Origin of the sequence: Paenibacillus sp. VTT E-133280, from assembly GCF_002264385.1 — a bacterium.
Lineage (GTDB): Bacteria > Bacillota > Bacilli > Paenibacillales > Paenibacillaceae > Paenibacillus_AQ > Paenibacillus_AQ nitricinens.
In genome coordinates this window covers 33055-57569 of sequence record NZ_NFUX01000038.1, presented here as the reverse complement: position 1 = coordinate 57569, position 24515 = coordinate 33055, and the positions used below count along the sequence as shown (strand labels likewise).

The window sequence follows — 24515 nt, the reverse complement described above, 5'->3', positions numbered from 1 at the left end:
TTTCATTGACTTCGTTGTTCACTAGGAATAATATAACATATGAAATATCCAATTAATAATAGTTCATTATTTTGCAGTGGGGGTGGCGGCATGCTTGTAGTTGAAGGCTTAACCAAACGATTTTCGAATGGCAAGGGCATCGAAGATGTTACGTTTACCGTAAATAAAGGCGAGGTGTTTGGATTTCTGGGGCCTAACGGCGCAGGTAAATCAACGACTATAAGACATATCATGGGATTTATGGTGCCGGATCGAGGTTACGCGAGCATCCATGGACTTGATGTATGGAAAGCACAGGGTACGGTCCAGAAGCATATCGGTTATCTCCCTGGTGAGATCAATTTTTTTGACGGGATGACGGGCATTTCCTTTCTTAAATTCATGTCTGGCATGCAAGGGATGAAGAATACCACTAAACGTGACCACCTGATTGAACGCCTGCAATTTGATGCCGCAACTCCGATCCGCAAAATGTCAAAGGGAATGAAGCAAAAAGTCGGTATTGTCGCAGCTTTCATGCACAATCCTGAAGTTATCATTCTGGATGAACCTACCTCGGGTCTCGACCCGCTTATGCAAAAGGTATTTATAGATCTCGTATTGGAGGAAAAAGCAGCCGGAACCACTTTTCTAATGTCCTCTCACAGCTTTCAAGAAATTGAGCGAACCTGTGACCGCGCTGCAATCATTAAAGACGGACGTATCATCACTGTAAAAGATATTCACGAATTACAATCGATGCAGCGGAAGCTGTTTGAGGTTGTTTTCACAAATCGTGAAGATGCAGAGCAATTTGCCGCCTCTGGTCTTCAAGTGGAAGCTCGCGAAGGGAATATGGTCCGCATTGCTGTACAAGGCAATTACGATCGATTCATTCAGGAGACTGGTAAATACAATATCCGCAGTATGGATGTGTTCACGCAGAATTTAGAGGATATCTTCATGGACTATTATGACCGTGAGGGGGCCGTGCAATGAATCTTCCACTCTATAAAGAAATGATGAGAGTGAACCTGAAAGGAATTATGAATTACGCCTTCGGTTCTGCCTTCTATATTCTGTTTATGATCTGGCTCTATCCAGGGATCGCTGGAAGCACACAAGCTATCGATGATCTCATTAAAGCTATGCCAGAAGGTGTGGGAAAAGCTTTTGGATTAAATAGCGGATTCACCAGTGCTGAGGCGTTTATCTCAGGAGAATATTACGGACTTATTCTGGTGCTGATTCTATCCATTGTCTGTGTACAAATGTCAACACAGCTCATGGCTCGGCTCGTGGATCGCGGCTCTATGGCTTATCTGCTTATAACACCAACTACGCGGAGAAAAGTAGCTACCACGCAGGCGCTTGTACTCACGACAGCTTTGCTCCTGATTATGGGTGTGACTACACTCGCCGGACTATTAGGTAAAGCATGGTTGCTCGGCAGTGAATACGAATTTAACAGCGGACGTTTTGTACAATTGAATACCGTTGCCTTTTTATTGTTTTTTGCCGTTGCGGGACTGACTTTTCTGATTTCCTCGATATGTAATGATGAGAAAAAAGCGCTTGGGATTTCCGGTGCTATCACCTTCGGATTCTTCACTTTGGACTTACTTGCTAAAATAAGTGATAAAATGGAGGGGTTACGTTACCTGACCCTATTCTCCTTCTATCAGCCGGGTAAAATCGTTCAAGGTAACGTGGAGATTATTCAGATTTCTAGTTGGTTACTGTTGATCGGTGTTCTCGCTTTCGCCTTAGGGATCGAGCTGTTTAAACGACGGGATCTTTCATTATAAGAAAAGGGGGACACTCCGATAGCATATTGCTAACGAAGCGTCCCCCTTTATTAATAGAAGAATATAAAAGCTTCTTCACACTAGAGAAGCATTATTTTAAGATTTCGTATCCGGTCTAGGGGCACCAAAGTTTGGCGTTCCATCTTCATTCCACTCGATCACTTGCACACGCGCATGCCGATTAGGATCATATAACGGGTCTCCTACAATCTCCTTATAGCTTCTAGCATGGAACACCAGGATATCCTGTGTGCCATCTTCAGAAACTGTAAAGCTATTATGCCCCGGACCATACTGACCGTTTTCTTCAGAAGTCGTAAACACAGGTTCTGGTGTTTTGACCCATGATTTCGGATCCATTAATTCACTATTCTCATCAGCGGTTAACAACCCCATACAGTAGTTATGATCTGTCGCACTTGCCGAGAAAGTCATGAAAATACGTCCATTACGCTTAAGAACTGCCGCACCCTCATTCACCAGGAAGCCGATTTTTTCCCATTCATACTCAGGCGTGGTGATGCACACCTGCTCTCCTTTTAATGTCCAAGGATTCTCCATTTCGGAGATATACATATTAGAATTACCAGGAACATCAGGATCCTTTTGTGCCCAAACGTAGTATCTAACCCCTCTGTGTTCAAAAGTGGTTGCATCCAGGGCAAAGGATTCCCATTTCGTTTTAATTTGACCCTTCTCCACCCATTCACCCTCCAAAGGATTTGCGGATGAATTTTCTATGGCAAACATGCGATGATCAAATAAGCCATCTTTCGTATCGGAAGTATGTGCTGCTGCAAAATACACATACCATTTTCCATCAATATAGTGAATCTCAGGCGCCCAAATGTTGGCACTCATTAAGCCAGTTTCATGCTTCACCCAAATGGTCTTACCCTCAGCCTCAGCTAATCCCTGAATGGATTTAGAACGACGAAGCTCGATTCTATCAAACTCCGGAACCGAAGCTATGAAATAATAATAACCATCAGTATGTTTATAGATCCATGGATCTGCCCTTTGCTCAATAAGCGGATTTTTCGCATTGAATTCTCTCATGATGACAACTCCTATATCTCTCTTTATTTTTAATTTTATGGGTCACCAAAACACACCCTTCCTTATAAAGAAGGTAAGGTGTATTTAAGTTTATGTTCATTGGATCTACCCTTTAATACCTGAATTCAAGTTAATAGATTGAACGAAGTATTTTTGAGCAAATATAAATAGCAGCAAGGTTGGAATGATCGCCAAAATCGCCGACCCCATTAATTGCCCGATCATACGATAGTTTCCATAGATATCTTGAAGCAAGAGCAAACCCGCTGTAACCGGCATTTTGTCTACATCTGTGTACACGATAACAGGCCAGAGGAAGTCATTCCAAGATCCCGTAAAGGAGAACAATCCGCAAACAATCAAAATTGGCTTAACTAGCGGCAATATAATTTGTGCGAAAATTCTAAAATCACTAGCACCGTCAACTTTTGCAGACTCATCTAATTCTTTGGGGATACCGTTCATAAACTGTCTGACCAAGAAGATGTTCCCCATACCCGCAAGACCCGGAATAATCATTGCCCAGGAAGTATTCACCCAACCCAAGGAATCGATAATTTTGTAAGAAGGAATCAAGTTAACCACACCGGGGAAGAAAGAGATGCCTAGCAAAGTGAAGAACAACGTGTCTCTTCCTTTAAAGTTAATCCGGGTATAACCAAAGCCAGTAATCGAAATCACAATAACCACCAGGATGGTGTGGGATGTCGCGATAAATAATGAATTGCCTAACCAACGTAGAATCGGGGCTGTTGAAGTATTGTTCAGAATCGTTACATAGTTCTCAAAAACCCATGTTTCAGGAAATAGTCTAAAGCCGGTGGAAACCACTTCCGTTTGTGATCTAAAAGATGTGGAAATCCCGAATATAACCGGAATAATCCAAATCACACAAAGGATAAGCAAAAAAGCATATGATACATATTTTGAAATGCTAATATTGGATGAGCCTTTTACTTTGCCTGTTCTATTTACAACTGGACGATTATCTAGGCCATTTAACGCCTGATTTGACATTTTAGTACACCTACCTTTTCCATTTCCTTGTTAATCCATTAGTTCCCGAGAACCTTATGTAGCATTTCGGTTCATTACATAATATTGCAGTGCGGAGATCACCAAGATTACTAATCCCAATAACACTGCCATCGCCGATGCCATCCCTGCAATGGATTCACCATTACCGAAAGCTAATTGACGAATATACATCATGAGTACATGTGTACTTTGTCGAGGCCCGCCATCGGTCATCATTAACGGTTGGCCGAATACATTGAAGGCTCCAGCAGTTGTCATAACAAAGGTATAGATTAATGGAAAACGAATAGACGGCAAGGTGATACTTGTGAATCTTTTAATTGAACCCGCACCATCGAGCTCTGCCGATTCATATAATTCCTGCGCAACACCACTTAAGGAAGCACGATAAATAATCATGTTGCCCCCAATACCACCCCATAGTGTAATTACAATGATGATAATCCACGCATACGGCTGATTTGCTGGCCAAGCAATTTGTGATCCGAATAGATTACCAGTAATCCCTAATTGCTTATTAAAGATCAAAAGCCAGATTAGTGCTGCCGCAGAAATTGAAATTAAGCCTGGAATATAGAGAATAGATTGAATTAAGCTCTTCATTTTAACTTTTTTATGTTCAAGTGCAACAGCAACCATTAATGGGATAACTATTAATAATGGAACAGAGAGAACCACAAAGACCAGCGTATTTTTCAGACCTCTGAAAAATTGAGTATGAAACGTTGATTTGCCATCAAAAAGAATGGCCTTATAGTTATCAAAGCCTACCCATACCGGGTCACTCATTAAATTCCACTTTGTAAATGAAGCATAAATCCCATAAATCGTTGGCAATAAAATGAAGATAGCAAACAAAATGACGTGCGGACCTACAAAGAAGGCAGGTGCCCAGTTTATTTTCTTTTTCATAGGATTTCATTTCTCCTTTTGCACAAAGTAATGCACCACAGTACGGCACATTACTTCGTACAATCTATTCTATTTCGCTTTATTTCGCTGCACTGCTGCTTTCTGCGATCTTATCTTCTACAAACTTCTGCATGGTTGCCAAGGTCTCATCTAGATCAACGTTACCGCGAACGATATCTGCGCAATAAGTATCTACTGCTTCTGCAATGTATGGGTAGTACTCATATGTGTAAATGTAAAGGGATTCAATTTCTTTTTCATTAGAAGTAAAGAAGGATTGCATGTAGTTTTGGTATTCCGGACTTTGGTTAACTACGTTACTGGCTACGTTTTGACCAGCTTTTGCCCATTCCATTGAGTTTGTACGCACATATTCTAAGAAGTTAGCAATCCCTACTTCTTTTTCATCTGTTCTCTTGTCGTTCTTAAGCATAGCGAACAAGTGAGAAGAAGATCTGTTCGTGAATTTATCAGCGGTTGGAGAATAAATGTTAGTCACACCAAAGTTCAAGCCTTCAACTCCGGCATGTGCGGTAGAACTCCAAGTTCCATCTGTGGAGAAGAGTACATTTTGGGATTGGAACATCAAGTAACCGTCTTCACCAAATGGAGTCATCAAACCCGCATCGGCAATTTTCTTAACATCTTCAAAGGCTTGTTTAAATACTGGGGAGTTAACAGCCGGTTTGCCATCCACCTGAATATCTCCGCCCAAGTTTTGAATTTGAGCCAGGATAACCCATCCGAGCAAGGCATCATTAACTACATAGTCGCCTTCATCCAATTTACCTTGCAAGGAAAGCATTTCATCAATCGTAACAACGTTATCATCCAAGAAAGATTCAGCATTATATTTCTTGAGCAAATCTTTATTGTAATACATTACGTTACTGTGGATATCAAGAGGTACTGTGTATTGCGTTCCGTCGATGTTACCAGTGTTCCAAGCTTGTGGTAAGTAATTTTCAGCTTTTAGTTCAGGTTGTGCCGGCAATACAGTATCTTGCATGGGTTCTAAGACACCTTGCTTAACAAACCCAGGAACACGGTCAGCGTGGATAATAGCTAAATCAGGAACACCTTTGCTGGAAGCCAAAACGGTAGAAATTTTCGTGTACATATCAGCTGTAATAACGTGCTTCACTTTAATCTCTGGATTCGTTGCATTGTATTCTTTAACGATTTGATCCATATAAGCACCATCATCACCGGTCAGCGGTGTCCAGAACGTAATCGTCTTACTATCATCTTTACCACCACATCCTGCTAACACCGTCGTTAACATTAGAACCGTTGCTAATACTACTCCAAATTTCTTTTTCATTACTCTCTCCCCCTGCAGCTGTAATGTTAAGATAATCATTCACATTAACTTTGTTGGAAACGATTAACTTAAACTTAGTATACAGTCGATTTGAAAGCGTAGTCAATAACTTTTAAATAAACTTAATTGATTTTTTTAAATCTTAGTTAACCTTTTAGTTCATTAAGACGAGATGAAAGCGATATATTATTTACTTCAGTTACCTTTCGTGTTACTTTATATAGAGATTAATAAACTTTACAGTATATGAAATTACTTTGAAAGAAGTGGATAAAATGCAATTGGAAATAGACAAGTCCTCTCTCGTTGTTTATGAAGCCTTGGCAAGTGAAGTACGAATAAAAATCATTCAGTTACTCTCCAAAAATAAGATGAACATCAAAGATTTGGCAGAAGAACTTAAAATAAGCAGTCCCATCGTAACAAAACATATTAAAAAGTTAGAAGATGCAGGCATCATAAAAACAGAAAAGGTTCCTGGTAAATCCGGAATGCAAAAAATTTCAATTCTTAGAGTCGATCATATTGAGATTAACTTCCCTAAGAAAATCTTTCATTCCTTTGCCTCCTATGAGACATCCGTGCCGATTGGTCATTATACGGACTATGATCTGAAGCCTACATGCGGACTTGCCACAGAGAAAGAGTTTATCGGCAGAGTAGACGAACCCAAGTATTTCATGGACTCTAAAAGAGTCGATGCAGAGATTCTATGGTTTACCCAAGGTTATGTTCAATACAACATTGCCAATTTCCTAAAAAAAGATGAAACCTTACAGCAATTTGAGATTAGCTTAGAGCTTTCTTCTGAATTCCCATTTGCCAATGACGTATGGCCTTCAGACATTACCTTTTCATTGAACGGCTTGGAACTAGGTACTTGGACAAGCCCTGGCGATTTTGCTGATGCAAGAGGTAAATTCACACCTGAGTGGTGGCCGCACAATATTAACCAGTATGGATTACTAAAAACGATTAGAATCACTAATCACAATGGAACTTACATTGACGGTGACCCCATGTCTTCCGTTTCGATAGAAGATTTAGATACGACCTGTGACCGATGGACTTTCCGGATCGAAGTGAAGGAAGATGCAAAACACGTCGGAGGCGCGACAATTTTCGGAAAAAAATTCGGAAATCATGATCAAGATATTATGTTCAAAATGTATTACCTTTAAAATCTTCTAGTACACTTAAGAATCAAGGCTGGTTCTTTCATGGGGGCGAACAACTAATTAGTATTTATTCTTCCTTAGCCCCCCTATCTGTACTGTGATATGAACCAGTTATCACTTTCCACTATCCAGCTCTTTATCGCCCACATCTCCCACCTTCTTTTACTTTCCACAACTTCAGTAGTAATCTACAGTACTTTTCATACGCTATCCAAACCCAACTCCCTTTTATTAATAAAAATATAAATAGATTCATCATTTCATAAATTTCTATTTGACTATATGCTAATATCATGCTTAAAATGAGATCAATATACAACGTTTTCCACGATATGGTTTGTATGAACATAAAACAAATCCATTTTGATTTGTGAAAAACGTTTTTTTAGTAGTTTTATTGTAAGCGTTTTACATTTTTCGTACCGCCGCAATCTCTAATCAATAGAATCGGAGGATCATGAATTTGAGGAAAACAACTCGTAAGCTAACCGCTTCACTTCTTGCACTCACGCTGCTAGTACCTGCACCATTCATTTCAGCAGCTTCTGCAAGCGATTCCAAAACAATCGCACTATCCACGCATCAACAGGCTGTCGATTATTCAGGCCACTGGGCAGAGAAAGATTTTCAATCCTGGGTGGATAAGGGCTTGATTTCAGGCTATGGAAATGGAATTTACAAACCGAATCAAGAGATCACCCGCGCGGAATGGGTTACATTGATCAATCGGGCCTTTAATTTGCAGGAAAAATCAGAAATTGCCTTCACGGATGTACTGGAGTCAGGCGCTTATTACAGCGATATCCAGAAAGCTTCGGCTGCAGGATATGTATCAGGATATAGCGATGGCACCTTCCGTCCAACACAGGTAGTAAGCCGTCAAGAAGCCGCGGTTATGCTGCACAGACTATTCCAGCTCAATTCTTCTGCAAATACCACTGCACCAAAAGATGTTGAAGATTTACCCTCATGGAGCCAAGAAGCTGTAATATCTTTATTTGGTGAAGGTTATTTGAATGGTTATACTGATGGCAGCTTTAAAGGCGCAAAAGCCGTAACAAGAGCGGAAGCACTGCGCATGATTGAGAAGTTGGCCGGGCAAATCACTTCTAAGAGCGGGAGTTATACGGGGATTACCACTCAGAATATGGTAATTAGTAGCCCGGGTGTTGAGTTGAACAACTCCACCATCTCCGGAAACCTGTACCTTACCGAAGGGATTGCAGAAGGCGATATCACGCTGAATAACGTCACTGTTAAAGGAACAATATTTGTATCCGGCGGCGGCGAAAATAGTATCGTGCTTAGTAACTCTAATGCAGGTGACATGGTTGTAGATAAGCGTAATGGGAGACTTCGCGTCGTTACTAAAGGAACGAGTACCGTACCAAGCGTACGTGTACATTCCGGTGTAGCGCTTGAGGAAGATACTACTTTGACGGGAGCAGGCTTCGGTCGTGTCGTTATAGAGAATACGCTCCCGAACGATTCAATCATCAGGCTGAGAGGAAACTTTGATTCTGCTGAGGTACGGGCGTTAGGAGTGCCTACACTACATCTAGCTGCAGGCAATATTACTGAAGTTACATTGAACCAATTAGCCAAGCTGCGTGTAGATGCTAGTGCAGCAATCAAGAATCTTATCCTTGGCATAAACGAGATGATTACTATCCAAGGCACCGGTAAGATTAGCTTTGACAGTAAATACAGTAATCTAATCAAATTTGAAATGCCTACTCCGACAGCTACGGCAACGTCTGGTTCTGGTGGCTCTGTTTCTGGTGGATCGGACGGCGGCGCTGTGGCTACACCTACTACTTCTCCGGTTCCTACACCTACAGCGACTCCTACTGCTACACCGGGTCCGTCAGCAACGGCACCAGCACTCTCCAATGTTTCTGTACATGATCCTTCAGTGGCTGTAGACAAAGGAACGTATTATGTATTCGGGTCTCATATCGATGCTGCCAAAAGCGATGATCTGCTGAACTGGACTCGTTTCACAAATGGTTATACAACACCGGGCAACGTACTCTTTGGTGATCTTTCCGCGAATCTGGCAGAATCCTTTAAATGGGCTGGAGAGAACGATTCTGACAGTAAAGGCGGATTCTCCATATGGGCTCCAGACGTTTTCTGGAATGAGGATTATAAGAATGCGGACGGGACCACTGGTGCTTATATGATGTATTATAGCGCTTCTTCCACTTACATCCGCTCAGCGATCGGCTTTGCCACTTCGCAAAATATTGAAGGTCCTTATACCTATGGAAATACCGTAATTTATTCCGGCTTCACCAAGGAAGAAGATTACGATACTAACAGCAAAATTAATAAAAAATGGACAAACACAAATATTCAAAAGCTTATTAATAACGGAACATTAGAAGATGCCAACCCAGATTGGTTTGACGCAGGCGGTTCTTATAAGAACAAAACGTATACAAACGCAATTGACCCGACGTTATTCTACGATAAAGACGGCAAGCTGTGGATGACTTATGGATCATGGTCAGGCGGCATATTTATTCTAGAAATCGATCCAGCTTCCGGCGAGCCTAAATATCCGGGTAAAGATGGAACGACCGCTGATGGACGTCTAATCGACCGGTATTTCGGTACCCATATTTCTGGCGGTATGACCAAATCGGGCGAAGGTCCGTATATCGTTTACGACAAGAATACTGGTTACTACTTCTTATATGTAACTTATGGAGGACTTGCGTCCGACGGTGGTTACAATATGCGTCAGTTCCGTTCAACGAATCCGGATGGTCCTTATGTAGATGCTGCCGGACAAAGTGCAGTGCTGGCAACAAGCAATGACCATTCGGGCGTTGGCAACAAAGTTCTTGGTAACTTCTTGTTCACGAACGTGAATAGTGACCCAGACTTTCAAACCTACGGCTATGTTGCTTCAGGCCATAATTCAGTGAATTATGATGAAGAGACAGGTAAAATATTCAACTTCTTCCACACTCGTTTCCCGCAGCGTGGTGAAACACATGAGCTTCGTGTGCATCAAATGTTCACCAACGAGGATGGATGGCCGCTCACTTCTCCTCATCGTTACACTGGTGAAACTATCGCTGCTGTTATGCAGGATGATGTTATTGGAGCTTATCAGTTCGTGAATCACGGGAAAGATACTTCTGCTAAAATTAAATCCACAACAGCTATCGAACTGCGAGGTGATGGAACTATTACAGGGTCCGTAACCGGTTCTTGGGCGCTAAAAGGAGAGTATTACGCCGACCTGCTCATCAATGAAACAGAAAACGGAGCTACTGTACAAAATCTCTACAAAGGTGTATTCGTAAAACAATGGGATTCCACTCGTCAGAGCAATGTTATGACTTTCACAGCCATGTCCAATAAGGGTGTTACCGTCTGGGGCAGCCAAATTGAACTGCTGAGCACAGATCAAATTGTATCCAATGTTAAAGATAGTTTAAGCCTAGGCAACACAAGTAAAGTGTACAAAGATCTTACGCTCCCAACTGAGGCCGTAAGCGGAACAGTCATTACGTGGTCATCTTCCAATGAAGCCGTAGTAGGAAACGATGGTTCAGTGGTTCGTCCCGAAAAAGGACTCGGCAACGCAACGATTGAACTTACTGCTACGATTGTGCTGGGTGAGTCTACTGCAACTAAGACCTTTACTATCGTTGTAATGGAACTGACTGGAAATATACTGGAAGACGGTTTGGTGGCAGCGTATGATTTTGAAGGAGGTCTTTCAGAGAACGGAGATCGTACTGAGAAGGGTACAATTACCGGCAATCGGATTAACAATACTGGTGGGAACATCACCTATGAGACTGGTGAAGTTGGTCTTGCAGCTAAATTCGACGGTAGCTCCGGTATTCGCCTACCAAATGGTTTGATTAAAGGCAACACCTACACAGTAGGCATGTGGCTTAACCCACAAGAATTGACTCAATTCACTACAGCCTTCTTTGGTGCTACAACAGATACGAATTGGATTAGTCTCTTGCCTTATGGAAACGGCGGAGCTACAACCCGGATGTGGTTTGGCAGTCAAACCTTCCATGATGCAGAAGCAGGCATCCAGATTCCAGTTAACCAATGGTCGCATATAGCTTTCACTTACGATGCTGGGACTGCGAAGCTCTATGTAAACGGAGTATTGAAGTACACTGGAAAAGGATTTACGGATGTATTTGACAGCGCAGATGCAGTATTCTCCTTGGGCGTAAACTATTGGGATATCCCCTACAAAGGATTGATAGATGACCTGCGAATCTATGAAAGTGCACTCTCCGCAGAAGCGGTTGACTTGCTGGTAAACGGTCAGCCTGACAGCAATGTTAAAGTAAGTACGATAACCATCAGTGCTGCTGAAATGGATGTGGCTGTGGGGAATACCTTTACTCCTCAAGTAAATGTACTGCCTACCAATGCAGGAAATAAGAAACTCACTTGGAGTTCTAGTGATCCTAGCGCCGTTTCAATAGATGGTACAACCGGAACCATAACAGCACTAACGGTCGGTGGTGAAGCAGTAATTACTGCTACTGCGGCTGATGGTAGTGGTGTCTCAGCAGACTATAAGGTAAACGTTACGGATGGAAAAGTAGCCTATTATGCTTTTGACGGAAACCTTGATGACTCCCTCCAATTGGTCGGTACTGGCCAGGTTACGGGAATAAAAATCGAAGCTCCAACTGTAGGTAACATTACTTACGGTAGAGGTATCATTAATCAAGCAGCAGTATTTGACGGTGTTTCCGGAATCCGGTTACCTGATGGATTAATTGACAGCAATACCTATACTGTATCTATGTGGTTAAACCCTGAGCAGCTTACTGATGCAACAACAACCTTCTTCGGTGCTGCTTCGATAAACAGCTGGATTAGCTTCGTTCCTCAGAACGGCGGAGGTAAAACACTCCTATGGTCTGGCGAGGCCTGGTATGATGCTGTTTCCGCTATGAAGATTCCAGAGAATAAATGGACGCATGTAGCATTTACGGTCAACAACGGTACCGTGAAGGTATACCTCGACGGAGTTGAGCAATTCTCCGGTGAGGGCTTCCCGAATGTGTTTAAGAACAAGAATGGTGTATTCGCACTTGGCGTAAACTATTGGGACGTACCTTATAAGGGAATGATTGATGAACTGAAGATTTACAGCAGAGCACTCAAATCAGACGAAATACTGACCGAATATAACTCAAATGTAAATTAAGAGAATCATCATTTGGAAAGAGAGCGGAGCCTCAGGCTCCGTTCTTTTTATCTTAAATCACGCGATTAAAGTGAATGAGCATCCAGAAAGTTTCTCACCTTCGTATTGTAAAACAAGCATTTAAATAATATAATCATTAACTATACGTCTTGAACTAAATTGGAGGCCATCTATGAAACTTGACCTGTCGGAAGAATCCCTTCCCGTCTACGAAGCTTTAGCCAGTTCAGTTCGTCTGCACCTGCTGCGCTTGCTTGCCGAGAACCCAATGAATGTCAAGGAATTGGCCGCAGCAGTAAATTTGAGCAGCGCCATTATGACAATGCATGTGCGTAAGCTGGAAGCTGCAGGACTTATCCAGACACATATGGCACCTGGACGAAGTGGTCTGCAAAAGATCTGTACGCTGGCTGCTGAAAGTGCCGAGATAACCTTTCCAGGCAGACAAATTAATGAGCGCAAAAGCTACCGCAAGGAGATTCCTGTTGGACATTATTCCGACTTCATGATCGAGCCTACCTGCGGTCTCGCCACTACAGAGCAAGTGATTGGCAGCTTTGATGATCCCCGTTATTTCTGGGATCTCGAGCGTATGAATGCTGGTATTCTCTGGTTCGGCAAAGGATATATCGAATATAAAATTCCTAACTTCCTTCTCTCCAGTCAACAGCCCGAGGAGCTAATCATTACGATGGAGATTGCCTCCGAAGCACCTTCCATTAATAATAATTGGCCCTCCGACATCACCTTCAAACTAAACGGAGTGCAGCTTGGATTCTGGACAAGTCCGGGTGACTACGGAGATCGACGCGGTAAATACACGCCAGCTTGGTGGCCAGCACTCACGAATCAATACGGCCTTCTTAAGCAGCTGCGCATTACATCTAAAGGCACGTTTATGGACGGCTTGAAATTGTCCGACGTTACGCTGGATCAAGTGAACATCCGCAACAAGCAATGGACTTTCAAGCTTTCCGTCGATGAAGAGGCCGAGCATATTGGCGGCATTACTCTTTTTGGCAAAGGCTTCGGCAACTATAATGATGATCTAATCGTTGAGCTGTTCTACACAGATACTTAAGAAGAAACGACGTTGTCGTCTTTTAAAGACGATACCCGTTTCTGAAAAATATAAGATCTAAACTATAGCGTGAAACTTATACTTTCTTATATTTCATGAATAAAGCCGCATTCATCTCCCGTTGGAGAGTCGAATGCGGCTCTTATTTTACCTTATTTCATGTTCAATGAAGGGTCCCCATAATCCGCCACCAGGCAGCGGACAGCTACGTTCCTTAAGCTTAGCTACAACGGGAATAATGCAGCCACAAGCGACGCAAGTCACATTCTCATGCAGCTTAGGACAAGTCCCGCAAAGAGAAATCCGTTCAGCATAAACCTTATCTGGAACACAAAGCTCTGTCTTAAACATGGATGATGACAGGATACGCTTTATCTGTGCTTCGGTAACCTTATAATCGTCGCGACACCCCTTGCATGCAGATGTTGTTGACATGATAACACCACCTTATGCCTTCGGCGTAATCTCCAGCACTGTTACTGACATTGGAGCCAGCTCTACATTAAGAAGATCACCTTCAAGTGTAAAGGCTGTAAAAGCTTGCGGTACAACAGCATCCGGCTGGTTAAATGTATTATGAGCATCTATCTTGTTACCTGTGAGCGTAGTGCCTGTCACTTCAACCTTCTGCCCGGAAAGGCCACGTAGCTCAAGGGGTACCGTAGCTGAAGCAGCGTGATTCAAGTTGCAAAGACTGACATGAATGATCCCAGCGTCTGTGACGGAAGCTGAAGCAGATACTTCAGGAATCTCGCGGCCCTCAAAGCTGTAAGTCCCACTATCGATTGTTAAATCCAACAACTCAGCATCCTGATGGACTTTGAACATATTAAATACATGATAGGTAGGCGTTAGCAGCATTTTTTCGCCTTCGGTTAAAATCACCGCTTGAAGCACATTAATGGTCTGCGCAATATTTGCCATCCGTACCCGGTCACTGTGTTTATGGAAAATATTCAGGGTCACGCCAGCTACAAGGGCATCCCGAATCGAATTTTGTTGATATAGGAATCCCGGGTTCGTGCCTGGCTCAACATCGTACCAAGTTCCCCACTCGTCAACGATAAGGCCTACTCTTTTATCTGGGTCATATTTATCCATAATAACGCCATGTTTAGTAATCAGCTCATCCATACGAAGGGCCTTCTCTAAAGTGCTAAACCACTCACTAGTTTCAAAGCCTGTTGCTGCCCCTTTATCCTCCCAAGCTGGACCAGGAATCGTATAATAATGAAGAGTAATCGAGTCCATAAAGCGCGTAGCTTCACGCATCAGAACTTCCATCCAGTGATAATCATCCACGTTAGGACCACAAGCGATCCGGTGAATACGATTGTCCCCATAATTACGTACATACGTCTGATATTGGCGATAAAGATCTGCATAATATTCCGGACGCATATTCCCGCCACAGCCCCAGTTCTCATTACCGACGCCAAAATAAGTCACGGCCCAAGGCTCTTGATGGCCGTTTTGCTGGCGAAGCTCAGACATCGGGGAGACACCGCCAAAGGTTAAATACTCTACCCATTCGGACATCTCTTGAACCGTACCACTGCCCACATTACCATTGATATAAGGTTCACATTCCAGCATCTCACATAATTCCATAAATTCATGTGTACCAAAATGGTTGTTCTCAACCGTGCCGCCCCAATGCGTATTGATCATACGTTTACGAACTTCGCGATCGCCAATACCATCTTTCCAATGATATTCATCTGCAAAACATCCACCCGGCCAGCGAAGCACTGGAATCTGAATTTCTTTAAGCGCTTTCACAACATCATTACGTATACCTTTAGTGTTAGGAATCGGTGAATCTTCTCCGACCCAAATGCCTTCATAAATACAACGTCCTAGATGCTCAGAGAAGTGTCCATAAATATTTTTGTTTATCGTACCTTTGCGAATGTCTGTGTTAAGGATTGCGCGATCTGCCATGAATAAACTCCGCCCTTCTACATTTATATTTTTATTAACTAATTAATAATTATACAAATATTATAGAGCGGTCCTCAGCGATCCGTCAATCTCCAATATGAATAAACATTATTCTTTATCAATAGGTTTCCTTATCCCGTCTTCATAGTAGTCAAAAACAAGCTGCTGCTGCGTTCCTCTTACCCCGTAAAATACGTCGGAGATCCTTTTCCCCTTCCGTCTTAATTCGTTCTCCAGCCATTCTTTGGTCAGTCCATTATTCTCAAGATTCTCTTCCATAAGAACGCCATCCATAATTAACTCAACGGGAAAGCTCTGAGGAACCGAAAGAAGCTTCAAATCTTTTCGAGTAACATATTGATACTCTTGTTTCTTTAAGACGGATACCATTCCGTTATCTTCTAATACGGCATACTCTACTACCTCTAGATTAAAAATTTCTTTTTCCCTCAGCGCCTGATCCAAGGAGTCTAAAGAATACCTTACTTTTTTCATATTCCCTTCAAGAATTTTCCCGTTTTCGATAAGTACCGTAGGTGATCCTGAGATCCAGCTTCTCATTCTACGATTCTTTAAAGCGAGAACAGAAAATAAAAAAGACACGGCTACAACGACTAGAAGGGCCACGATCATATACGAAGATTTCAGATCTTTATTAAATGCTAAATTCGATGCAATCGATCCTAAAATAATTCCTGTCACGAAATCGTGGAACGTCAGATTAGAAATAGTCTGTTTGCCCAATATTTTAGCGGTCAATAAGAGCATGATCATAGCAACAACAGCCCGCAGCACTATATCCATATATTCTTGCATCTCTAATGCTCCCTTCCTATTCAATCCTCCATTATTCACAAACCGAGTAGAAATGAAACCTCAACGAAAGCTTTGTCCATCCAAACCGGCAGATTTCTCTAAACGCCAAAAGGGCTTTGGAATGGTTCTACTGAACCTTCCCAAAGCCTTGGCTTCAATTCTTAATTTTCAGTCTTAATTGCTAAAAGATTGTGTAGAACCATTGCACTCTCAGCTCGAGTTGCTGAGCCTCCCGGAGCAAATTGCTGGTCACTTCGTCCCTGGATAAGTCCAAGGGCTTGGGCAGCGCTGATCGATTCACGGGCCCATGAGGCAGCCGCACGCAAGTCACCGAATTGGATTACAGGCTTCGGCTCCACCTTTCTCCCGCTGACATATTCGTACGCTCGCATCACCATGACCGCCATTTCTTGGCGGGAAATAAGAGCTTCTGGGGCGAAGCGAGTCTCACTCACCCCATGGACTATCCCCGCCTCTACAGCCCGCGCCACTTCCCCCGCATACCACTGATCCGCAGATACATCCGCAAATGCTGTAGATCCTTTCGCTTCAAGTCCTAGCAAGCGGACCAGCATAGCTGTAAATTCGGCACGGGTCACTGATCGGTTCGGCTCGAAATTCCGAGGTCCGACGCCTTGAATTAGATGTTTGGCCGACAGCTCTTGCACAACCGCCGCCACCCAATGTCCAGAAGGAATATCGTCATACGATTTGTTATATTCCAGCACAGCATATGTGCCTAAGTGTTCGGTGTGCAGAGCCACCTTGCCCTTCAGCCAGGAACCACCCGCATACTCCATATTTCCGGACTCCGGAAAATAATAGCCGCCGAGCAAATTCCTTTTTGCCTCAGGGTAAATGTTAAGCTCCAATGTAACGGGCTCAACAAATGGGTGAAGTATGCTTCGTGTACCGTCACCAGCGACAATATACAGGTTAAAGAGAAGGAACTCCCCTGCCTGGTTCAATGCTGCACCAGATTGCCGCTCCGCGTTAGCTAGTATTCTCTGCTTCGCTCCCCCATTTACCTCGGAAGCCTCCAGAAGGATTTGGCTATCGGCCAATTGCTCCGCAGGAACCAAAGCCTGCAATTGTTGAAGCACCGCTGCCGGAAGGGTCACATTGAAGTTAGAAGCCTCTACCCGAAGCGGCTTCTGGTTCAGCATGTCTGCTGCCATCCCCGGCAATACTAGCATTCTCAATTTACCCTTGTAGACAATTGCTGCCGAAAGATCGTTCAACGAGGCTGCATTTAGTTGCAGTCGTCCCGCCGTTTCCTCCGGTACGGAAGGTACTTGTGGTTGCGGACTCGGAACAGTTGAAGTATTGTCTTCCGTTTGTAGAATCTGAAGCGTCAGACTGCTCCGCTGTCCTCCGTAACTTGCAGTAATCACAGTCATGCCCGGATCGAGTGCTTGCAGCTGCCCTGTTACCGTTACTGTGGCTACCTTCCTGTTACTGCTCTCGTAGATCACACCCTCGGTTACCGTATGGCGGCTATCATCACTATATACTGCTGTTGTGACCACCGTACCACTCTGCCCTGTTTCCAAGGATGTCGGACCGCTTAACGAAATGGAGAGAAGCTCCGGCAGCTGTTCATACACCTTTAATGAATAGGAAGCGGTCATGCTGTCATAAACGGATGAAATAACCGAAACACCCGGGCCTTTTGCTTCAATATGGCCATCTTTGCCTATACTTGCGACGTTAGTATCGCTGCTCTCATAGATTATGCCTTCGGTTACTATATAACGGCTGCCATCGCTGTATACAACCGAAGTAACCGCCGTTCCGGTCTCCCCGACAGTCAGGATTGCCGGACCGCTGATTGCCGTTGAGACTCTTTCTGTAGGCTCCATGACCGTCACCTGAAGCTGCCGGAACGGCTCTACATTGCCAGCCTTATCCACCGAACGATAATCAATGCTGAAGGTTCCGGGGTTCTCAATATATACGCTCTGAGTAACCGCATTCCATGCACCTCCGTTGAGCCGGTATTCCGTCCGCTTGACTCCCCAGCCAACAGCCCCCCCATTGGATTGGTCGGTAACATCAAAAGTGATATTGACTTTGCCCTTAAATGCGCCCCCTTCTCCTGCTTCTCCAAGTACAGTCGCCTTCGTGACTGGAGGTGTTGTATCTTTCGGCAGAATCTCCAGATTCGCAGCATATTTGCCATTCTCGTTCTTGCGGCTTCTTATATCTGTGGCGAGATTATAGCCTACCTGCCTGAACGCCAAGCTTATCACCGGATCGGAAGGGAACTCTTTACCAACCCATGAGGTGATATCGAACTGCCGCCACTGCTCCGGTCCGGAAAAAGTCTGCAGCGCGGCTTGAGTACCGATTGTTGGAGCATTATTGTAATTTATCGTTGCCTCTGTCCAAGAATCATCTTGGACTCCAAATACACCAATATCGGACAAAGTGCCTGCCCCGTCATTTGTCTTTCCGAACACATTCAGCTTCACAGAACCGACTTCGCCGACAAATGAACTCAGATCGAATTTCAGATAAGCTCTTCTGTCTGTGTCTCCGCTGCCATTTCTGATTTGCAAGTAATTGACCGAACCATAATTGACTGCAGCTTTCGATCCTCCATTGACATACGCATCTTCAGAAACATACAGCTTCGTTATTGCCGCTTCATCTGGTTCCGAAGCGGAGGGCTCGGAAGGCTCGGAAGGCTCGGCATTCGGATCAATTCTGAACTTGACTACATGGCTTTTTCCTTTAGATCCGCTCGTATGGATAGCGAGTTCGATCCTCGGCGAGCTCTGCAGTACCGTCACGGTTGGATCTTTCATCAGCTCTTCCAGCGCGGTTCTGCCGACATCCACATTCACCACGGTTTGAGACTGTGTCGGGTCCGAAATGGCTATCGTCAGTTCATCTCCAGACTCCTTGACGATAATGGAAGCTGGCTGATTGGCACGCACGGATTCGATCATTCCCGGAACCCAGAAGTTCATAGCCGTAAGTCCCAGCTTCTGTTCCTTGACGGCTTGAACACTATCCGTGTTGGCTATAATTTCGATGTCAGGACTACTGCTGTAGCGCGCTGTCGCCGTTTCATCCTGATTCGGCAGCAGCACATACGAATACGATTGATTCACCGGATTCGTTCCCTGAGCAATCGACAGGCTGGCATAATTTCTCGTAATCGGCTCCGTGGATCCCCCTTGATTAATATCCTTCCATGCGCCAGTCCGAGACTCTCGCAGACCGTCTATCATTGGGGCATCAGGGAAATAATAACCGATCCCTGAACCAGGAACATTGCCTTCAAGATGTGCCCAATGCACCTGATTCATTGACTCAGACCAGCCCAGCGCGGATGGTTTAACCTCTCCGTTGACCGTAAGTACATTATCGCCGCTCGCCTTGAGCTTACGGTTATCTACGATGGTCTCCACCTTGCGGTTATCCGTGCTTGTAATGCCTGCACCAAGCGCTACGATTTCATCATCGAACATGAACCAGGACTTTTTACCGGACAATGTGCTGTTATCCGGATCCAGATCCATGCCGGCCGCTCCGTAAAGACCGTCTATGGATGATCCTCCCACCCATGTTTTAGATGTGGTCTTGGCTGCACCGCGCGTTGCCCCATCCGATGTAACCCCAGGCAGACGGTAAGCGTTCACGGTTGGCCAGAATGCATCTGCATATTGATCCAGATCCTGGTTATACAGATAGGTCATGCCTTCACCTGTATACCAGCCCTTCAGGTTCTCTGTGCCAGCTTCATAGTTGGCGATTCGGGCGGATGACATGCTGATCCCAAAGGCATATCCAGGCCGATGGTGGACAATCCGGTCCATAGCCGCGAACTGCTTATGCACGGTAAGGTCTCCTGATGGCTGCACCTCAGGATCATTCATAAGACTCTGAAGCAGAACAACATCAGCTACTCGTAGACCCTCGTAATAACTTTCTACTACCGTATCGGCTTCAAACCAATACCTTACCATCGATTTAAATCGGGCCGCTTGCTCCGGTGGCGCGGAAGAGGCCAGCCGCAGAATATGTGACCAAGGCACGAGCTGCCTGTTGCCCCGAGCTATCGATCTGCCGAACACCATATCCATCATTAATTTTCTGTAGACAAGAGGTTCATAAGAATCCGTTACCCAGTTGTATACATTCTTCATATTGGCATCCGTCAGCGGCCAGGAGGACCCTGTCAGCAGAGTCATCATTTTCATCATATCGCCAAGCAATACAGCCCCATAACTGCCGGTATAAGCAATATTATTATGCTGGATAAAGGAGCCGTCCTCATAAAAGCCATCTCCGCGGGTCACATAGGGCAATACCTGGCTAACCGCATCCCGTCCTTGTTTGATCTTTGCGCTGTCACGATTATGAATGCCCCTCAGGACCACCGCCAGTGCTTTATCCAGCCGATTCGCACCGGTTTCCATCAACGAGGGCTGATTGGTCCGTTTGGTTGGGTCCGGACAGAACTTATCAATGGCTTTGGTATATTTATTAATCTGATCGGCTGACAAATACTCGAACATCAAGGCCATTGTATCTCCCAATGCAAGCGGAATACCGATCTCCCATTCGAACCAATTGCCTTTCTCCAGTTTGGTTTCGTTATACCAATTCACATATAGGAAATCTAAACCGTCCAGAATATCTGATTTCAGCTGCTTGTTCTCGTATAATGGTGAGCCAGTTGTCGAAAAGGCAATAGCCATATCCTTCAACCGATTATAAGAGGCGGCCGTATCAAAAGCATCCGCTGTGCTGCCCGGCTTATCACTCCATAAATAAGTACGGTTCATTTGCTTGTTCATCGTATCCCAGAATCCAGTTTGCTCCTGATTGCTAATCTTATCTGATAAAATCTTTATGGACTTGGCAATGTCCGGATGATTCGGGTTGAAGGATTGCCCTCCGGTCAAATACTCCACCCATCTTCCACGAAGCTCATCATATTCGTCTTTTGGAGCCTCTCCTTCAGTAATCTTAAATTTCAATACATGTGTAGCCCCTATAGAATCCTTCACATCCACCGTAATAACAGTATTTCCCGAAGCCTGCATCACATCTGTCTTGCTGTCTTTGCTGAGCAGTGTCAATCCCGGTATATCCAGTTCCAGGGACAATTGATTTTGTGACTGTGTAGGATCAGACACCGAAACTACAAGCTCCTGATCGATCTGCCGAATCATCACGGAAGCCGGATTGCGCGCCTTGATGAAATCTACCGTTCCTGGATTCCAGAAATTAGCGGCGGTTATGCCCAGCTTCTTCTCTCTGACCGCATGCACATCCTCTGTATTGCGCAGCACTTCGATATCCGGGTTGCCACTGTAACCCTCAGTACCTGAAATGTCACGATTAGGCAACAGAACATAACTGTATGAGTCATTCGTAGGCGTATCCCCATGCTCAACTGCCAGGCTTAAATAGTTGCGCGTAATGGGAGCATCGGATTGAGAAGCATTAATCTCTTTCCAACTGCCAGTTCTGGACTCGCGTTGCGCCCGAATACTTGGAGCTTCAGGGAAATAGTAGCCAATGTCGGAACCTGGCACATTCCCCTTCAGATGGGCCCATTGAACATTCTTCAATGTCGCTGACCATCCCGTCTGTGACGGTTCTACAGCTCCGTTGATTACAAGTTTGTTGTTTCCCACTTCGTTCAGCATCCGGTTATCGATAATCGTCTCAACAGACTGCGGGCCGGCAGTTGTTTTGGAAATTCCCGAACCAAGCGCCACAATCTCGTCATCGAACATGAACCAGGATTTCTTGCCCTGCAAATCGCTGCCGGTCACTTGCGAGAGTGAGAAATCCATACCGGCTGCACCGTAAAGGCCTTCCAGCGACGATCCACCCACCCAGGTTTTGGGATTCATGTAGCTTTTCCATTCCACAGGTACCATCCCTTGCCCAGATCCATCCGTTGTCGTGCCAGGCAAGCGGTAGGAATTGACGGTAGGCCAGAAGTCATTGCGGTATTGAGCCAGATCCTGATCATATAAATAGGTCATCCCAATCCCCGTGTACCAACCTTTCAGGTTCTCGTTGTTCCCTTTCTCAAACGCCGAGATGCGATTCGAGAACAGACTCAAGCCGAAGCCGTAACCTTCTCGCAGATGAACTACCCGATCCATGCCGGCGAATACCTGATTCTTAATAAGAGCTCCTCTTGGATGGATCTTCCCGTCATTCATCAGCTTTTTTACAATCGTTATATCGGCAAGCGACAACCCTTCATAATAATTGCCGGATGCCATATTCGCTGAGATCCATTCTTTTGAGGCTTGCTTAATAGATACTGCAATATTGTCCGGAGCAGTTTCAGCCATCCGCAGCAGGGTGACAATTAACCCCCTTGCGCTGCCGCTCCCTTTTCTAGAAATACCTCTACCATTTACCGAATCCATAAATTGACCGTTGTAGATCACCGGCTCGTAAGTCTGAGCCACCCATTCGTAAATGTTCAGAACATTCGGGTCCGTTATTGGCCATGGAGAATCGGTCAGCAGATAAGACATATCAGCCGTCCCTTTGAGCCAGACCGAACCATAACCTCCCGTATAGGCAATATTATTATGCTGAACGAGCGAACCATCCTTATATACACCATCTCCATGGGTTGTGTACACATACTCGGAGCCAATGGAATCACGGCCCTGAATAATCTTCGCGCTGTTGTTGCCAATCACGCCTCTTACCGTGACCACAAGCGCTTTATCCAGCAGGTTTGCTCCCGTCATCTTTGTGCCTTTGACGCCAAGCACCGACCCTACTCTGGGATCCGGGCAGAAGGCATCAATAGCCGCAAGATACTGATTGATTTGCTGCGGCGTCAGATGGTCATACATGAGCACTATAAGATCATTTACAACCTGCGGCGTGCCGATCTCCCAGTCCCACCAGTTCCCATAAGCACTTTTTCCCGGATTATAACGGTTGGTGTACATCCAATTGATTGCGCTTACAATATCATTGGCCAAAATACTGCTGCCATAAAGCTCCGAGCCCTCCACAGAATAGGCCAATGCCATAGTCTTCAAGCGATTGTAAGCGCTTGTAATAAACTGTGAATCTGTAGTGCTCGCGGTATCACTCCACAAGGAGGTGCGGCCGGAGGATTTGTTCATACTCTCCCAAAATGCAGCAGCCGTCACAGCCTGAGCATTTATACTGGCAGCGATATCAGGATCATTCCCATCGTATTGGCCACCACTTAATCGGTCATACCATTTCAGCCTCAGTTTTTTATAGGCCTGTATCGTGTCAGGAGCTTCAACAGTAACCAGACATTCGGCTGCGAGGCTACCATCCGGCGTGGCAATCTTGATGGTCGAAGATCCGATCCCCGTACCCGTTACAGTACCAAATGCATCCACAGTCGCAGCTTCTGGATTGCTTGAAGTCCACACTACCGTTTTATCCACCGCCGTTAATGGAGATAATGTCGGCAGAAGTGCAACGGTGTCCCCTTTGACCATAGAGAAGGCCGTCCGGTCCAGTGCAATCCCCGTAAGACCCGTATATTCCTCCAATAGGATATCATCTATCCAAAGCTTTCCTTTTCCAGTCTCCAAAAAAGGCTCGATGACAAGCTTCGTCGCATTAGCCGGCATAGTTAAAAGTACTTGCTGCATACTCCAGTCCTGTGTGCCTGTTATTTTGGGAGAAGAAGGTCCATCTCCCACTTTGGCAGTATTGTAATACTGTGTTCTAAAGTAGGCTCCCTGCCCAGTGACGTTGTCTGTCTTTAGCCAGACTTTAAGTCTGTAGGATTTACCGGGGATAACCGAAGTTACCCCCTGATTGATGGAAATCCTGCTTGTGGCAAAGGCATCAAACAGCATGGACCGGGTTCCTTCATGCGCAGTGCCAGCGTCTATCTTGATATTCGCTGTTTTATTCGTGCCTTTCCCGCTACCTGTAGGGACCCATAAGCTCCAGCCCACCGGAGCAGCGTCTGTAACCCCTGTCCAGGTTGAATCCAGGGTTGTCGTTGTATTCTCAAAGCTTCCGTTAAGCATGAGATTTGATGCAGCCGCTGAGGCTTTACCATCAGCGTTGTAATGAATTCCTACGCATGAAGAAAAAAGATCAACCATGAGAACTAACACTAAAACCAGACTTGATTTCCGCATTTGTTCACCCCAATCTTTGAATTGTT

Annotated in this window: 13 protein-coding genes; 5 read left to right on the top strand and 8 right to left on the bottom strand. The window is 44.7% G+C overall.

What is annotated here, in order from left to right; translation table 11 throughout:
- The first annotated feature begins 90 nt into the window (after nucleotides 1-90).
- Complete coding sequence (locus tag CA600_RS17120) at nucleotides 91-978, top strand: ABC transporter ATP-binding protein (RefSeq protein WP_094871622.1); 888 nt, start codon at nucleotides 91-93, stop codon at nucleotides 976-978.
- Nucleotides 975-1787: an ABC transporter permease subunit gene (locus CA600_RS17115; RefSeq protein WP_094871621.1), complete on the top strand. Its 813-nt coding sequence runs from the start codon at nucleotides 975-977 to the stop codon at nucleotides 1785-1787. The genes CA600_RS17120 and CA600_RS17115 overlap by 4 nt, the downstream gene beginning before the upstream one ends.
- A 96-nt stretch (nucleotides 1788-1883) precedes the next feature.
- Here the strand turns inward: CA600_RS17115 and CA600_RS17110 are convergent, their stop codons facing one another.
- The 4 genes from CA600_RS17110 to CA600_RS17095 all read right to left on the bottom strand — a co-directional run bounded on the left by CA600_RS17110 (nucleotide 1884) and on the right by CA600_RS17095 (nucleotide 6120).
- Nucleotides 1884-2846, bottom strand: coding sequence for a glycoside hydrolase family 43 protein (locus CA600_RS17110; protein ID WP_094871619.1), 963 nt, complete (start codon nucleotides 2844-2846; stop codon nucleotides 1884-1886).
- A gap of 105 nt (nucleotides 2847-2951) precedes the next feature.
- Nucleotides 2952-3863 (bottom strand): carbohydrate ABC transporter permease, encoded by a 912-nt coding sequence (locus CA600_RS17105; protein WP_094871617.1) that lies wholly within the window; start codon nucleotides 3861-3863, stop codon nucleotides 2952-2954.
- Nucleotides 3864-3917: 54 nt separating this feature from the next.
- Nucleotides 3918-4796, bottom strand: coding sequence for a carbohydrate ABC transporter permease (locus tag CA600_RS17100; RefSeq protein ID WP_094871615.1), 879 nt, complete (start codon nucleotides 4794-4796; stop codon nucleotides 3918-3920).
- A 79-nt stretch (nucleotides 4797-4875) separates the two neighbouring features.
- Entirely contained in the window at nucleotides 4876-6120 is a 1245-nt protein-coding gene (locus CA600_RS17095; RefSeq protein ID WP_042186037.1) for an extracellular solute-binding protein, read from the bottom strand.
- A gap of 275 nt (nucleotides 6121-6395) precedes the next feature.
- Between CA600_RS17095 and CA600_RS17090 the strand changes: the two genes are divergently transcribed.
- From CA600_RS17090 to CA600_RS17080, 3 genes are all read left to right on the top strand, one after another.
- Nucleotides 6396-7301, top strand: a complete 906-nt coding sequence (locus tag CA600_RS17090; RefSeq protein WP_042186035.1) for an ArsR/SmtB family transcription factor — start codon at nucleotides 6396-6398, stop codon at nucleotides 7299-7301.
- Between the two features lie 460 nt (nucleotides 7302-7761).
- Complete coding sequence (locus CA600_RS17085) at nucleotides 7762-12510, top strand: LamG-like jellyroll fold domain-containing protein (protein ID WP_179281650.1); 4749 nt, start codon at nucleotides 7762-7764, stop codon at nucleotides 12508-12510.
- Nucleotides 12511-12682: 172 nt separating this feature from the next.
- Nucleotides 12683-13591, top strand: coding sequence for an ArsR/SmtB family transcription factor (locus CA600_RS17080; protein WP_094871612.1), 909 nt, complete (start codon nucleotides 12683-12685; stop codon nucleotides 13589-13591).
- Between the two features lie 147 nt (nucleotides 13592-13738).
- Here the strand turns inward: CA600_RS17080 and CA600_RS17075 are convergent, their stop codons facing one another.
- The 4 genes from CA600_RS17075 to CA600_RS17060 all read right to left on the bottom strand — a co-directional run bounded on the left by CA600_RS17075 (nucleotide 13739) and on the right by CA600_RS17060 (nucleotide 24489).
- Nucleotides 13739-14026 (bottom strand): hypothetical protein, encoded by a 288-nt coding sequence (locus tag CA600_RS17075; RefSeq protein ID WP_094871611.1) that lies wholly within the window; start codon nucleotides 14024-14026, stop codon nucleotides 13739-13741.
- 12 nt (nucleotides 14027-14038) lie between these two features.
- On the bottom strand, nucleotides 14039-15535 hold the full coding sequence (locus tag CA600_RS17070; protein WP_094871609.1) for an alpha-N-arabinofuranosidase: 1497 nt from the start codon (nucleotides 15533-15535) through the stop codon (nucleotides 14039-14041).
- Nucleotides 15536-15643: 108 nt separating this feature from the next.
- Nucleotides 15644-16351: a DUF421 domain-containing protein gene (locus tag CA600_RS17065; RefSeq protein WP_094871608.1), complete on the bottom strand. Its 708-nt coding sequence runs from the start codon at nucleotides 16349-16351 to the stop codon at nucleotides 15644-15646.
- A gap of 161 nt (nucleotides 16352-16512) precedes the next feature.
- On the bottom strand, nucleotides 16513-24489 hold the full coding sequence (locus CA600_RS17060) for a polysaccharide lyase family 8 super-sandwich domain-containing protein (RefSeq protein WP_094871606.1): 7977 nt from the start codon (nucleotides 24487-24489) through the stop codon (nucleotides 16513-16515).
- Between the last annotated feature and the right edge of the window lie 26 nt (nucleotides 24490-24515).